Genomic DNA, 14,728 nt, shown 5'->3' on the forward strand with positions numbered 1-14,728 from the left:
CCTGATCTCTCGATCAGGGCTTTTTCACGTCCGACATCAGCGTTTACTCAAAGGCCATTGGCAGTCTTGAACTCGCGACGACGACGGTGCAAAACCGGCTCGGTGTAGCCGTTCGGCTGTTTGGTGCCTTCGACCACCAGTTCGACCGCCGCCTGGAAGGCGATGTTGCTGTCGAAGTTCGGTGCCAGCGGGCGGTACAGTGGATCGTTAGCGTTCTGACGGTCCACCACCGGCGCCATGCGCTTGAGGCTTTCCATCACCTGATCTTCAGTGACGATGCCGTGGCGCAGCCAGTTGGCAATGTGCTGGCTGGAAATACGCAGCGTCGCACGGTCTTCCATCAGGCCGACGTCATTGATATCCGGCACTTTCGAGCAACCCACGCCCTGGTCAATCCAGCGCACCACGTAGCCAAGAATGCCCTGGGCGTTGTTGTCCAGTTCGTTCTTGATCTGCTCCGCGGTCCAGTCTGGGTTGACGGCCAATGGGATGGTCAGGATGTCGTCCACCGAAGCGCGAGCACGTTTGGCCAGTTCGGCCTGACGGGCGAACACGTCGACCTTGTGGTAGTGCAACGCGTGCAGCGCAGCCGCGGTCGGCGATGGAACCCAGGCCGTGTTGGCGCCGGCCAACGGGTGAGCGATTTTCTGTTCGAGCATCGCGGCCATCAGGTCCGGCATGGCCCACATGCCTTTACCGATCTGGGCGCGACCTTGCAGTCCGGTACTCAAGCCGATGTCGACGTTCCAGTTCTCGTAGGCGCTGATCCACTTTTGCGCCTTCATGTCGGCCTTGCGCACCATCGGGCCGGCTTCCATGGAGGTGTGGATTTCGTCGCCCGTGCGGTCGAGGAAACCGGTGTTGATGAACACTACGCGTTCGCTGGCAGCCTTGATGCAGGCCTTGAGGTTGACCGTGGTACGGCGCTCCTCGTCCATGATCCCGACTTTGAGGGTATTGCGCGGCAAGCCCAGCACGTCTTCGATGCGACCGAACAGCTCATTGGTGAATGCAGCTTCTTCCGGGCCGTGCATCTTTGGCTTCACGATATAGACCGAGCCGGTACGACTGTTCTTGCGTGAGTTGTTGCCGTTGAGGCTGTGGATCGAGGCCAGGCAGGTCACCAAACCATCGAGAATACCTTCCGGCACTTCGTTGCCGTCTTTATCGAGGATCGCGTCGATGGTCATCAAATGGCCAACGTTGCGCACGAACAACAGCGAACGGCCATGCAGGCTCAGTTCTTTGCCATCGACACCGGTGTAAGTGCGATCGGCGTTCATGGTACGGGTAAAAGTCTGACCGCCCTTGGCGACTTCCTCCGACAGATCACCCTTCATCAGGCCGAGCCAGTTGCGGTAGATCACCACTTTGTCATCGGCATCGACCGCGGCGACCGAGTCTTCGCAGTCCATGATGGTGGTCAGCGCGGCTTCCATCAGGATGTCTTTGACGCCGGCCGCGTCGGTCTGGCCGACCGGGGTGCTGGCGTCGATCTGGATCTCGAAGTGCAGGCCGTTGTTCTTCAGCAGGATCGCAGTCGGAGCCGCCGCATCGCCCTGGAAACCGATCAATTGGGCATCGTCGCGCAGGCCGGTGTTGCTGCCGCCTTTGAGGGCGACCACCAGTTTGCCATCAACCATCTTGTAGCCGGTGGAGTCGACGTGGGAGCCGGCAGCCAATGGCGCGGCTTCGTCGAGGAAGGCGCGGGCGAAGGCGATAACCTTGTCGCCGCGAACCTTGTTGTAGCCTTTGCCTTTTTCCGCGCCATCCGCTTCGCTGATGGCGTCGGTGCCGTAGAGCGCGTCATACAGCGAACCCCAGCGGGCGTTCGAGGCGTTGAGCGCGAAGCGCGCGTTCATCACCGGCACCACCAGTTGTGGGCCGGCCATACGGGCGATTTCGTCATCGACGTTTTGCGTCGTTGCCTGGAAATCAGCCGCTTCTGGCAGCAGATAACCGATGTCTTGCAGGAAGGCTTTGTAGGCCACCGCATCGTGCGCAACACCTGCACGAGCCTGGTGCCAGGCATCGATACGTGCCTGGAAATCATCGCGTTTGGCGAGTAGGGCTTTGTTCTTCGGCGCCAGGTCATGGATGACCTTGTCGGCACCGGCCCAGAACGTGTCGGCGGTGAGGCCGGTACCGGGAATGGCTTCGTTGTTCACGAAGTCGAACAGGACTTTGGCGACCTGCAGGCCACCGACTTGAACGTGTTCAGTCATTGCTTGCCTCACTCTGCTCAGCTATTTCGCTTTTCAGCTCTTCAATTTAACAATGAAGCCTCTGGCCATTTAAACCACAAACCCTTTTACCAGTACATGCCATTGCGGGCGGCTGGGTTCGGTCCGATCAACGGCATTGCGGCCTTGCTGACGGGGCTTTCAGGGTTGCGACTGCGCCTGTGGCAGACATCGATCCAACGTTATGTAGTGCGCGCTGCGGCATACTACATGATGAATTGCGGTTGTGAAAATTAGACTAATTACGTCGTTCTGCGACCCCATGACGCATTGCAGTCACGTCGGGGCACGGGATGTTCTCAAAAAACTATTGGATTGTTCCAGTTAAATATAAAAACTTGTACACATAGTCTTCGATGCCCTGCTATGGGCGTTGCTTTTGTGGCGAGGGAGCTTGCTCCCGCTGGGGCACGAAGCGGCCCCCTGCATTTATTCAGACAGACCGCATTCGCTGTTTCTTGCGACTGCTTCGCAGCCGAACCGGACGGTGCGGCGATCCGACAAGCTCCCTAGCCACAAGAGCCAAAGCAGTACCGCACCGAATCCAGCCCCTTGCCTATACTTGCTTTTCTATAACAAAAGTCATGACAAGAGGGCTGCGCCATGAACCACCTCGTACTCACTGTCTTCGCTCTGGACAAGCCCGGGCAGGTCGAACGCATTGCCCAATGCATTGCCGAGCATGGTGGCAACTGGCTGGAGAGCCGCATGTCGCGGATGGCCGGGCAGTTCGCCGGGATTCTTCGGGTGGGTGTACCGGCCGAGGCTCACAATGAACTGGTAGACGCCCTACAGGGACTGTCGACCCAGGGCATCCACGTGACGATCGCCGAAAGCGGCATCGAACAATCCTGCACCTGGAAGCCGATTGCCATGGAACTGGTGGGCAATGATCGTCCGGGCATCGTGCGAGACATTACGCGCCTGCTGAGCGAACAGGGCGTGAACCTGGAAAGTCTGGTGACCGAAGTACGCCCGGCGCCGATGAGCAGCGAGCCTTTGTTCCATGCTGAAGCGATTCTCGCGGTGCCGCTGACCTTGTCGCTGGAGGTGCTGCAATCGCGCCTGGAAACCCTGGCGGATGATCTGATGGTCGAATTGGTGCTGCGCAGCGAACCTTGAAAAGGTTATCCAAGTTATACGTGCACCTGCCTGTGGATAACCTGTAGAGACACCTCGCCAGGCCACGTCGGCCGGGGCTCTTCAGGATCTGATCAAAAAACCAGCAGTTTCAGTGACTTGCGCACAATCGCCGGGGATCACGCTGTGGATAACCTTGGGAAGGATGGATGCAGGCCACGTCGGGCGTGGCCTGTAGGGATCTGTACGTTTTCTGATCAGCTGCGGCGACGCAGACTTATCCACGCGTCGACGCTGTAAACCGCCAGACCTGCCCAGATAAAGATGAACGCCCCCAGTGTGCTGGACGACAAGTGCTCGCCAAACAGCAAGACGGCTTGCAGCAATACCAGTGTCGGTGCCAGGTACTGGAGAAATCCAAGCGTGGTGTAGGGCAAATGCCGGGCGGCGGCGTTGAAACACACCAGCGGCACCAGCGTCACCGGGCCGGCTGCCACCAGCCACCAGGCTTCGGAGCTGGTCCAGAATTCGGCTTGCGCACTGGTCGCCGTCGGGTTGAAAAGTAGCCAGGCGACAGCAATCGGCACCAGCATCCAGGTTTCCACCACCAGCCCCGGCAACGCCTTGACCGGCGCCTGTTTGCGGATCAGGCCGTAGAAGCCGAAGGTCAATGCCAACACCAGCGACACCCAGGGCAGACTGCCGACCTGCCACACTTGCTGCGCGACACCGACCGCCGCCAGGCCAACCGCAATCCACTGCATGCGCCTTAGCCGTTCGCCGAGGATCAGCATCCCCAACAACACGTTTACCAGCGGGTTTATGTAGTAACCGAGGCTGGCCTCAAGCATGCGTCCATTGTTCACCGACCAGACGTAAGTCAGCCAGTTGGCCGCGATCAGCGTGCCGCTCAGGGCCAGGATTGCCAGCCGTCGCGGGTTCTCACGCAGCTCGCGCCACCAGCCGGGGTGCTTCCAGACGAGCAGCAACAAAGCGCCGAACAGCGCGGACCAGAGCACTCGGTGGATGATGATCTCCACGGCGGGCACACTGGCGATCGCTTTGAAGTAGAGCGGGAACAATCCCCAGATGATGTAGGCACTCAGGCCCAGAATGTACCCGCGACGCGGGTTGGCGGCTTGCATGAGAATCCTTGCTTAGGCAGCTAACAAAGAGGGGATTGTATAGATGTGTTGTGATTTTTGTAGGAGCGAGGCTTGCCCGCTCCTACAGGGGCCGGTGTGGTTAGAACAGTTTCAGTGGCTCTTCATTGAGCGCCGCCAATTGCTCACGCAATGCCAACACTTGATCGCCCCAATAGCGCTCGGTGCCGAACCACGGAAAACTGCGAGGGAAGGCCGGGTCGTCCCAGCGACGGGCGAGCCAGGCGCTGTAGTGCATCAGCCGCAAGGCGCGCAGCGGTTCGATCAGTGCCAGTTCCCGTGGGTCGAAGTCATGGAACTCGCTGTAGCCATCCATCAATTCCGACAACTGCCCCAGGCATTCCTGACGATCACCGGCGAGCATCATCCAGATATCTTGCACCGCCGGGCCCATGCGGCAGTCGTCGAGGTCGACGATGTGGAACATCTCGTCGCGGCACATCATGTTGCCGGGGTGGCAATCGCCATGCATGCGGATGTTCTGGTGCGGGGTGGCCTGGTAGACCTCTTCCACGCGCTTGAGCAGGTCGCGAGCCACGGATTCGTAGGCTGGCAGCAGGCTTTTGGGAACGAAATTGCCTTCGAGCAATGTGGTCAGCGAGTCATGACCGAAGTTCTTCACCCCCAGCGCTTCACGGTGTTCGAACGGTTTTGTAGCACCGACCGCATGCAGTCGACCCAGCAACTGGCCCAGGCGATACAACTGATCGAGATTGCCCGGCTCCGGCGCACGGCCGCCACGGCGGGGGAACAGGGTGAAACGGAAACCGTTGTGTTCGTGCAGGCTGGCACCGTTGTGGATCATCGGCGCGACCACCGGCACATCGCACTCTGCGAGTTCGAAGGTGAACTGATGCTCTTCGAGGATCGCTTCGTTGGTCCAGCGCAGCGGGCGGTAGAACTTTGCGATCAGTGGCTCGGAGTCTTCGATGCCGACCTGATAGACGCGGTTCTCGTAGCTGTTGAGCGCCAGAATACGCGCGTCGCTGAGAAAGCCGATGCTTTCGACGGCATCGAGCACGAGGTCTGGGGTGAGGGTTGCAAACGGGTGGGCCATGCTGACTCCTGCGCGCAGCAGGCTGCCGCGTCCGGCCAAACATGGTAGCGCAGACGGGGCTTCTTTAGGGGTTGGGGTTGAGGTATGTGTTGTTCACACCGACGCCATCGCGGGCAAGCCTCGCTCCTACAGTAGGAGCGAGGCTTGCCCGCGAAGAGGGCCTATCAGGCGCCGACGATCCCACCATCCTCGCGGGTAATTGCCATCACCGAAGACCGCGGCTTGCCGTTGGGCAGGTGCTCGGGGAACGTCGACCCACCGTTTTCCCCCGGATGCTGAATCCCGACAAACAAGGTTTTCTGATCCGGCGAGAAACTGATCCCCGTCACTTCGCAGCCTATCGGCCCCACCATAAAGCGGCGGATCTCACCGGTCACCGGGTCGGCACAGAGCATCTGGTTATTGCCCATGCCGGCGAAGTCGCCTGCGTTGCTCGTGTCGCCATCCGTGAGAATCCACAAGCGTCCGGCTTTATCGAAGCCCAGTCCATCCGGGCTGTTGAACATGTTCTGCGGGGTGATGTTCGACGAGCCACCCTTTGGCGTACCGGCATGGGCACCCGGGTTGCCGGCGACCACAAACAAGTCCCAGGCAAAGCTTTTCGACGCGTGATCGTCGCGGTCGGTGCGCCAGCGCAGGATCTGCCCGTAGACGTTCTTCTCGCGCGGGTTCGGCCCGCCCACCGGTTGGCCTTCTTCGCCGCGTTTGGCGTTGTTGGTCAGGGTGCAATAAACCTGGCCGTCCTTGGGGCTGACGACGATCCATTCCGGACGGTCCATGCGCGTGGCGGTTACCACACTGGCTGCGAGGCGTGCATGAATCAGCACTTCGGCCTGATCGGCAAAACCGCTGCTGGCATCGATGCCGTTCTTGCCGTGAGTCAGTTCGATCCACTGGCCCTGGCCTTTGGGGTGATCGGCGTTGCCGTCGCCCGCGTCGAAGCGCGCCACGTACAAGGTGCCGTGATCCAGCAGGTCGCGGTTGGCCTTGGGGTTTTTGTGGTTGATCTTGTCGCGACTGACGAATTTATAGATGAACTCGCCACGTTCGTCGTCGCCCATGTACACCACGGCGCGACCGTCATTGGTTTCGGCCAGGGCAGCGTTTTCATGTTTGAAGCGGCCCAGCGCGGTGCGTTTGACCGGTGTCGATTGCGGATCGAACGGGTCGATTTCCACTACCCAGCCGTGACGGTTGAGTTCATTGGGATTCTTCGCCAGGTCAAAGCGTTCGTCGTGCTGGTGCCAGTTGATCTCTTTGCTGGCCGCCACTGCGCCATAGCGTTTCTGCGCGGCGTCGAACTTCTGCTCGGCATTGCTGCTGCCGAAGCAGTCAGTGAAATTCTCTTCACAGGTCAGATAAGTGCCCCACGGTGTCTTACCGTTGGCGCAGTTCTGGAAAGTACCGAGGACGTTCTTGCCGTGTTTGTCGGCGCTGGTTTTCATCAGCTCGTGACCGGCAGCCGGACCGCTCAGGCTGATCGGCGCGTTACCGTGAATGCGCCGGTTGTAGCGCGAGCCCTGAACGAATTGCCATTGACCGTTCTTGCGCTGTACCTCGATCACCGACACGCCTTCGCAGGCCAGGGCCTTGTGCACCTCTGCCGCCGATTGCGGCATGCCGCCGTGGGGATAGAGGTAGCGGTAGTTGGTGTATTCGTTGTTGATCGCCATCAGCGCCCGGTCTTTGTCGCCGGGGAATTCGAACAGGCTCATGCCGTCGTTGTTGTCGCCGAACTGGACTTCCTGGTGCTCGGCCGTGCCGTTGCCGCTCGGATCGAACGCCGGGCCATTCTTTTGCAGCGGCTGGCCCCAACTGATCAGCACCGAGGATTTGTAGCCCGGCGGCAGGGTGATGGTGTCGGTTGTGGCGGCGGCGATGCTGTCGAAACCCAACAGTTTGCTGGAGCCGGCGCTGACGCTGGCGGCCAGCACGCTGCGACTCAGCAGGTTGCCACCGAGAAACATCGCCGCACCGCAGAGGGCGCCGGCGCTGATGAAGCCACGACGGCTGAGGCCGACCATTTTTTCGAGATCGGTGGGTTGGTTGTCTTCTAATAGGCTCACATCTGGCTCCCTGCGGGTTTTTGCAGCCACCTTAATGGTGGTCGATGAACGTTATGTTGCAGCCGCTGCATTGATTTTTTGTAGCAGCTGCCGAAGGCTGCGTTCGATCGCGAAGCGGTCGTAAACCTGCCACCGCGATTCCCAACGTCGGATGGCGACTGCTGCGCAGCCGAACGCAAACTTCGGCAGCTGCTACAGGGTTGTGTGGTGTCTGATCTAGAGCGGTGTACCCAGCAGGATGTTCGACGGCGCGAATTGCACCAGCACCGGTTTTCCGGCGGTAAGTTCCAGGCTTTTCAAGTGCAGCGGCTCGGCCAGGGCGCAGAGTGTCTGGCCATTGGGCAAGCCGATGCGCACTTCGCAAGGACCGTCTTCGGCGTCGAGGATTTCTTCGATGGTGCCCTTCAGGCAATTGCTGCCGGGTGTGGCGGCTTGATCGACACCCAGCAGTTCCAGCCAGCCGGCCTTGATCAGTGCCACCACTTCGGTGCCGGTTTCCAGCTCCAGGCGCAGGGTGCTGTCGTGAGTGATCTGCGCGTCGATACACAAGCCTTCGGCCAGTTCAAGGCGGATCCGATCGTTGCGCCCCTGTGAATCGATCGCCATGACCTTGCCGTGCAGTTGGTTGCGCGCGCTGGTTCTGAGCATCAATCGACCGAGCAGGTCCAGGTCGCTGGCCTCTTCGGCGGCTTCCAGTACTTGGGCCTGCAAGGCTTGCAGCTTTTGATAAAGGCGCAACACGCGCTCGCCTTCGCTGGACAATTTGGCGCCACCACCGCCCTTGCCGCCAACGCTGCGCTCCACCAGCGGTTTCTGCGCGAGGTTGTTCAGCTCGTCAATGGCGTCCCACGCCGCCTTGTAACTCAGGCCGGCGCTTTTCGCGGCGCGGGTGATCGAGCCCTGTTCGGCGATGTGTTGCAGCAACGCAATACGCTGCGGGCGACGGACAATGTGCTGGGACAACAACGTAGGCAAGGACATGGCAAGGCGCTTTGAGCTGTGGCGATGGGGAGGACGTTGGCGGCTTGGCGCGCGGGAGTCAAGTCAGGCCCCCTCGCCAGGTCTGGGAGTGCGGGCCAGGCAGTAAACGTCGACTCGCCTGGCGCCGGCATCCAGCAACAGGCGGGCCAGGGCCTGGGCGGTGGCGCCGGTGGTCAGCACATCATCCACCAATGCGAAGTGGCGGCCCTTGATCGAGGCTACAGGCGCTAGGGCAAAGGCATGGCGCAGGTTCTTTTTACGGGCGTCGGCATTCAGGTCTTGTTGCGCGCTGGTGTCTTGAATCCTCAGTACCAGCGTTTCGTCGCAAGGAATGTCGAGGCTGACGCTGAGCCAGCGGGCGAGCATCGCCGCCTGGTTGAACCCCCGCTGACGCAGACGTTTGGAGGCCAGCGGTACGGGTATCAGCACATCGGGCCGATCCAGGTCTTCATCGAAGCGATGTTGCAGGAACTGAGCGAGAAGTTCGGCGAGCAGGCGGCCAAACGGCCACTTCGCGCTGTGCTTGAAGCGGGTGATCAAACTGTCGACGGGAAAATTGTAGGTCCAGGGCGCGGCGACCCGCTCGAAAGCTGGCGGCTGTTTCAGGCATTGGCCGCAGGTCAGCCCCATGGCGGGTAAGGGCAGGGCGCAGGTTTGACAGTGCTCGCCCAACCACGGCAGCTCGGTTTCGCAGGCCATGCAGATCGGTGTGGTGTCGTCCGCGACTTCTGTGCAGAGCAAACAGGATTGTTTGTTTTTTAACCAGATGTAAACCGGTCCTTCGTACTGTGGTTGACAGCGCATGAGTCTTCCTTAAATATGCCGAACATCCGTGTCGCGTCTGTGGGTATTCCATTCCCCAGCCGCTTGCCAAGCATAACCAAGGAATCGCCCATGAGCGCCAGCACCACTGCTACCCTGCGTCACGACTGGTCTTTGGCTGAAGTCAAAGCACTCTTCGTTCAGCCATTCAACGACCTGTTGTTCCAGGCGCAGACGGTGCACCGCGCGCATTTCGACGCTAACCGCGTCCAGGTCTCGACACTGCTGTCGATCAAGACCGGTGCGTGCCCTGAAGATTGCAAATATTGTCCGCAGTCCGGCCACTACAACACTGGCCTGGAAAAAGAAAAACTGATGGAAGTGCAGAAGGTCCTCGAAGAGGCCGCTCGCGCCAAGGCCATCGGTTCGACCCGTTTCTGCATGGGCGCGGCGTGGAAACACCCGTCGGCCAAAGACATGCCTTACGTGCTGCAGATGGTCAAAGGCGTGAAAGCCATGGGCCTGGAAACCTGCATGACCCTCGGTCGTCTCGATCAGGACCAGACCGTCGCCCTGGCCGAAGCCGGCCTGGACTACTACAACCACAACCTCGACACCTCGCCGGAGTTCTACGGCAGCATCATCACCACCCGCACTTACAGCGAGCGCCTGCAAACCCTGGCCTACGTGCGTGATTCGGGGATGAAGATCTGCTCCGGCGGCATTCTCGGCATGGGCGAGTCCCTCGACGACCGTGCCAACCTGCTGATCCAGTTGGCCAACCTGCCTGAGCATCCAGAATCGGTACCGATCAACATGCTGGTGAAAGTTGCCGGTACGCCACTGGAAAATGCTGACGACGTCGACCCGTTCGACTTCATCCGCATGCTCGCTGTCGCACGGATCCTGATGCCCAAATCCCACGTGCGCCTGTCCGCCGGCCGCGAAGCGATGAATGAGCAAATGCAGGCCCTGGCGTTCTTTGCCGGCGCCAACTCGATTTTTTACGGCGAAAAACTGCTGACCACCGCCAACCCGCAGGCGGACAAGGACATGCAACTGTTCTCGCGTCTGGGCATCCTGCCGGAAGCCCGCGAAGAGCACGCCGACGAAGTGCATCAGGCCGCCATCGAACAGGCACTGGTGGAGCAGAAGAGCAGCGAGCAGTTCTATAACGCTGCTGTCTGATCGACACCAAACCTGTAGGAGCGAGGCTTGCCCGCGAACCAGGCACCTCGGTCAATCTGAATGACCGTGGCGCTTCATTCGCGGGCAAGCCTCGCTCCTACAGAAGCTATGTTTTTTGCCTACTCGCGAGGCCTGCATGTCTTTCGATCTCGCCGCACGCCTTGCTGCCCGTCGTGCCGAAAACCTTTATCGCCAGCGCCCATTGCTCGAAAGCCCCCAAGGCCCGGAAGTGGTGGTCGATGGTCAGCCGTTGCTGGCGTTCTGTAACAACGATTACCTGGGCCTGGCCAATCACCCGCAAGTGATCGAAGCCTGGCGCGCCGGCGCGTCGCGTTGGGGCGTGGGTGGGGGCGCTTCGCATCTGGTGATCGGTCACAGCGGCCCGCATCACGCACTGGAGGAAGCCCTCGCCGAGTTCACCGGCCGCCCGCGAGCGTTGCTGTTCACCACCGGTTACATGGCCAACCTCGGCGCGGTCACCGCGTTGGTCGGGCAGGGCGATACGGTGCTGGAAGACCGGCTCAATCATGCGTCGCTGCTCGATGCAGGGCTGCTGTCCGGTGCGCGCTTCAATCGCTATCTGCATAACGACGCGGCCAGTCTGGCCAAGCGCCTTGAGAAGGCCACCGGCAATACGCTGGTGGTCACCGACGGTGTGTTCAGTATGGACGGCGACATCGCCGACTTGCCGGCGCTGGCGCGGGAAGCCAAGGCCAAAGGTGCCTGGCTGATGGTCGATGACGCGCACGGTTTTGGTCCGCTGGGTGCCAATGGCGGCGGAATCGTCGAGCATTTCGGCCTGAGTCAGGACGATGTGCCGGTACTGGTCGGCACCCTCGGCAAGGCGTTCGGTACGGCCGGTGCTTTTGTGGCTGGCAGTGAAGAGTTGATCGAGAGCCTGATCCAGTTCGCCCGCCCTTACATCTACACCACCAGCCAGCCACCAGCGCTGGCCTGCGCGACGCTCAAAAGCCTCGAACTGTTGCGCAGCGAACACTGGCGACGTGAACATCTGCAGACGCTGATTCGTCAGTTCCGCCATGGCGCCGAACAGATTGGCCTGGAGTTGATGGACAGCTTTACGCCGATCCAGCCGATCATGATTGGCGATGCCGGGCGCGCGGTCCGGTTGTCGCAAATGCTGCGCGAGCGCGGTCTGATGGTGACCGCGATCCGCCCACCGACGGTACCCGCTGGCAGCGCACGCTTGCGTGTCACCCTGACTGCGGCCCACAGCGAGGCGCAGGTACAGCTATTGTTAAATGGACTGGCCGATTGTTTTCAACAACTGGGACCGGAGCCAAGCCATGCGTGATCGTCTGATTCTGCTGCCGGGCTGGGGTCTCGGGATTTCGCCACTGGAACCCTTGGCGGCTGCCTTGCAAGGCCTGGATGAACACCTGCGCGTTGAGATCGAGCCACTGCCGGAGCTGGAGTCGAGTGACCTTGAAGAATGGCTCGATGAACTGGACTCGACGCTGCCCCAGGATGCCTGGCTCGGTGGCTGGTCATTGGGCGGCATGCTGGCGTCCGAGCTGGCGGCGAGGCGTGGCGACCGTTGCTGCGGTTTGCTGACCCTGGCGAGTAACCCTTCTTTTGTCGCCCATGAGCAGTGGCCGAGTGCGATGCCGGGCGAGACTTTCGATGCGTTTCTGGCCGGCTGCAAGGCTGACTCGCGCATGACGTTGAAACGTTTCTCGCTGCTTTGCGCCCAAGGTGCCGAAGACCCGCGCGGGATATCGCGGCTGTTGCTCGCTGGCGCACCGCATGCCTCTTCGTCAGTGCTGATGAGCGCCCTGGAGTTGCTCGCACAACTGGATACACGGCAAGCATTGCAGGCGTTTCGCGGTCCGCAATTGCACTTGTTTGGTGGCCTCGACGGATTGGTCCCGGCCGAAGCAGCGGGGGATTTGCTGGCGCTGCTGCCGGATGTCGAAATCGGTCTGATTGAACAGGCCAGCCACGCGTTTCTTCTGGAAGACCCCCACGGTGTGGCGGGGGCGATTCAGGCCTTTTTGCATGAGTCCGGTGATGACTGATTTGTCCCTTCCCAACTTGCCCGGCGGCTTGCCCGATAAACGCCAGGTAGCGGCGTCCTTTTCCCGAGCGGCGGCGAGCTACGACAGCGTGGCCGAGTTGCAACGCGACGTGGGCAGTGAATTGTTGAGTCGATTGCCGGAGGGTTTTGTGCCCGCTCGTTGGCTGGATATGGGCTGCGGCACCGGGTATTTCAGCCGCGCGCTCGCTGAGCGTTTTCCTGCCGGTAATGGGCTGGCGCTAGATATCGCCGAAGGGATGCTCAATCACGCACGCCCCTTGGGCGGTGCCACACATTTCATCGCGGGCGATGCCGAGCGCTTGCCATTACAGGATTCAACCTGCGACCTGATCTTCTCCAGCCTCGCGGTGCAATGGTGCGCGGATTTCGCCTCAGTGCTCAACGAAGCGTATCGGGTACTGAAACCGGGCGGTGTTTTTGCGTTTGCTAGTCTGTGTGTAGGCACGCTGTACGAGTTGCGCGACAGCTGGCGTCAGGTGGATGGCATGGTGCACGTCAACCGCTTCCGCGAGTTCGGCGTTTACCAACAGCTTTGCGCGGGCAGTGGCTTGAAGGCCATCAACCTCCAAACGCGTGCGCATGTGCTGCATTACCCCGATGTCCGCAACTTGACCCATGAGCTCAAGGCACTCGGGGCGCATAACCTGAACCCCGGTCGGCCGGGCGGTTTGACCGGCAGGGCGCGGATCCTGGGCCTGATCGAGGCTTACGAGCAATATCGTCAGGCACAGGGACTGCCGGCGACTTATCAAGTGGTTTACGCCGTGCTGGAGAAACCCTTATGAGTGCAGCCTATTTCATCACCGGTACTGACACCGATGTCGGCAAGACCACCGTCGCCGCAGGTTTGCTGCATGCCGCTCGAGTGGCGGGCTTGAGTACGGCGGCAGGTAAGCCCGTAGCCTCCGGGTGTGAGCTGACACCCAAGGGATTACGCAACGCCGACGCACTGGCACTGCTAGCCGAGTGTTCGGTACCGTTGACCTACGATCAGGTCAATCCGGTCGCGTTCGAACCGGCGATCGCACCGCATCTGGCGGCGCGGGAGGCTGGCGTGGCGTTGACCGTGCAATCGTTGCTGACACCGATGCGACAGGTTCTCGATCTGCAGGCGGACTTCACCTTGATCGAAGGCGCTGGCGGCTGGCGAGTGCCGTTGGCGGATCAGGATAATTTGTCGGACCTGGCGATGGCGCTGGGTCTGCCGGTGATCCTGGTGGTTGGCATGCGTCTGGGCTGCATCAACCATGCACTGCTGACGGCCGAGGCGATTGCTCGGGATGGTTTGCAGTTGGCGGGGTGGGTGGCCAACATCATCGATCCGAAGACTTCGCGCCTGGAAGAGAACCTTGCGACGCTGGCCGAGCGCATTCCCGCGCCGTGCCTGGGACGGGTGCCGAAACTCAAGTCGGTGACAGCCGAAGCGGTGGCGGAGCATCTACAGCTGGATCTGCTGGACTGAAGTTTCTGGCTTGGGTTTTACCTATGATAAGGCACTGTGCCATTAGTGTTTTTGTCGGGCCTTTTGGCGGCGTGTCTGGTTCAATGGCCGCTGTTGATCCTTTGTAGGACGAGTTCCCCCATGGAAATCTCAGGAAACACCGCTTTTTATGCCGGTCTGAGCACTATTCAGACAGGGCAGAACCGTGTCGATCAGGCTTCGGGGCAGATCGCCAACAACACCATCGAGCGTTCGGTCACCAGTCAGTCCTCCGAGGTTCAGGTCGATCGTCTGCGCTCGGTAGACCGCAGCCAGCAATCGGATCTGGCCAGCAGTGTGGTCGAGATGTCCCAAGGCAAGTTCCAGGTGGAACTGGGCGTAAAAGTCGCCAAGGCCTCTGATGAAATGCTCGGTACGTTGATCGATACCTTCGCCTGACCCTTCGCGTAATCCGCTACTCCAAACGCCGCGACTGTTCGCGGCGTTTTTCTGCGTAAGTCCTTGTGCCTCAACTAATCTCTTCTACATGACGTGTTGCTCAATCAACGACGTTGCGCAACTGCGCGCCCGAGATTTCCATAGATCGAAGACGAACGGCAAAAGATCGGCGCTTGACAAGAATTGGGCGTAAACGTATGTTTCAAACAACTGTTTGACCGTCACAATAAATCAACGCGGTCGTTCATTC

13 protein-coding genes are annotated in these 14,728 nt (G+C 60.4%); 7 read left to right on the forward strand and 6 right to left on the reverse strand.

Annotated elements, in window-relative coordinates; translation table 11 throughout:
- Window positions 1-47: 47 nt before the first annotated feature.
- Window positions 48-2,225: a malate synthase G gene (locus ACZ9BB_RS26505; RefSeq protein ID WP_476217596.1), complete on the reverse strand. Its 2,178-nt coding sequence runs from the start codon at window positions 2,223-2,225 to the stop codon at window positions 48-50.
- 621 nt (window positions 2,226-2,846) lie between these two features.
- Between ACZ9BB_RS26505 and ACZ9BB_RS26510 the strand changes: the two genes are divergently transcribed.
- Window positions 2,847-3,365, forward strand: coding sequence for a glycine cleavage system transcriptional repressor (locus tag ACZ9BB_RS26510; protein WP_476217598.1), 519 nt, complete (start codon window positions 2,847-2,849; stop codon window positions 3,363-3,365).
- 215 nt (window positions 3,366-3,580) lie between these two features.
- On the opposite strand, the gene rarD is transcribed toward ACZ9BB_RS26510, so the two are convergent.
- The 5 genes from rarD to ACZ9BB_RS26535 form a co-directional block, all read right to left on the reverse strand.
- The gene (gene rarD, locus ACZ9BB_RS26515) at window positions 3,581-4,468 is read right to left on the reverse strand and encodes an EamA family transporter RarD (RefSeq protein ID WP_476217600.1); all 888 of its coding nucleotides are present in this window, start codon (window positions 4,466-4,468) and stop codon (window positions 3,581-3,583) included.
- A gap of 100 nt (window positions 4,469-4,568) precedes the next feature.
- On the reverse strand, window positions 4,569-5,543 hold the full coding sequence (locus ACZ9BB_RS26520) for a serine/threonine protein kinase (protein WP_476217602.1): 975 nt from the start codon (window positions 5,541-5,543) through the stop codon (window positions 4,569-4,571).
- 164 nt (window positions 5,544-5,707) lie between these two features.
- A complete protein-coding gene (locus ACZ9BB_RS26525) occupies window positions 5,708-7,609 on the reverse strand; it encodes a PhoX family protein (protein WP_476217604.1) in 1,902 nt (633 codons plus the stop codon).
- A gap of 216 nt (window positions 7,610-7,825) precedes the next feature.
- Window positions 7,826-8,590 (reverse strand): TOBE domain-containing protein, encoded by a 765-nt coding sequence (locus tag ACZ9BB_RS26530; protein ID WP_476217606.1) that lies wholly within the window; start codon window positions 8,588-8,590, stop codon window positions 7,826-7,828.
- Window positions 8,591-8,653: 63 nt separating this feature from the next.
- A complete protein-coding gene (locus ACZ9BB_RS26535; protein ID WP_476217608.1) occupies window positions 8,654-9,394 on the reverse strand; it encodes a ComF family protein in 741 nt (246 codons plus the stop codon).
- 90 nt (window positions 9,395-9,484) lie between these two features.
- On the opposite strand from ACZ9BB_RS26535, the gene bioB reads away from it, so the two are divergent.
- From bioB to ACZ9BB_RS26565, 6 genes are all read left to right on the forward strand, one after another.
- The gene (bioB, locus tag ACZ9BB_RS26540) at window positions 9,485-10,540 is read left to right on the forward strand and encodes a biotin synthase BioB (RefSeq protein WP_476217609.1); all 1,056 of its coding nucleotides are present in this window, start codon (window positions 9,485-9,487) and stop codon (window positions 10,538-10,540) included.
- A gap of 136 nt (window positions 10,541-10,676) precedes the next feature.
- Complete coding sequence (gene bioF / locus ACZ9BB_RS26545) at window positions 10,677-11,855, forward strand: 8-amino-7-oxononanoate synthase (RefSeq protein WP_476217611.1); 1,179 nt, start codon at window positions 10,677-10,679, stop codon at window positions 11,853-11,855.
- Window positions 11,848-12,579 carry an alpha/beta fold hydrolase gene (locus tag ACZ9BB_RS26550; RefSeq protein WP_476217613.1) on the forward strand — a complete coding sequence of 244 codons (732 nt, stop codon included), beginning with the start codon at window positions 11,848-11,850 and terminating at the stop codon, window positions 12,577-12,579. The genes bioF and ACZ9BB_RS26550 overlap by 8 nt, the downstream gene beginning before the upstream one ends.
- On the forward strand, window positions 12,572-13,384 hold the full coding sequence (gene bioC / locus ACZ9BB_RS26555; RefSeq protein ID WP_476217614.1) for a malonyl-ACP O-methyltransferase BioC: 813 nt from the start codon (window positions 12,572-12,574) through the stop codon (window positions 13,382-13,384). The genes ACZ9BB_RS26550 and bioC overlap by 8 nt, the downstream gene beginning before the upstream one ends.
- The gene (bioD, locus tag ACZ9BB_RS26560; protein WP_476217616.1) at window positions 13,381-14,061 is read left to right on the forward strand and encodes a dethiobiotin synthase; all 681 of its coding nucleotides are present in this window, start codon (window positions 13,381-13,383) and stop codon (window positions 14,059-14,061) included. The genes bioC and bioD overlap by 4 nt, the downstream gene beginning before the upstream one ends.
- A gap of 120 nt (window positions 14,062-14,181) precedes the next feature.
- Entirely contained in the window at window positions 14,182-14,478 is a 297-nt protein-coding gene (locus tag ACZ9BB_RS26565) for a pyrroloquinoline quinone biosynthesis protein PqqE (protein ID WP_476217618.1), read from the forward strand.
- The last annotated feature ends 250 nt before the right edge of the window (window positions 14,479-14,728 follow it).

Source organism: Pseudomonas sp. TE3552 (assembly GCF_056278945.1).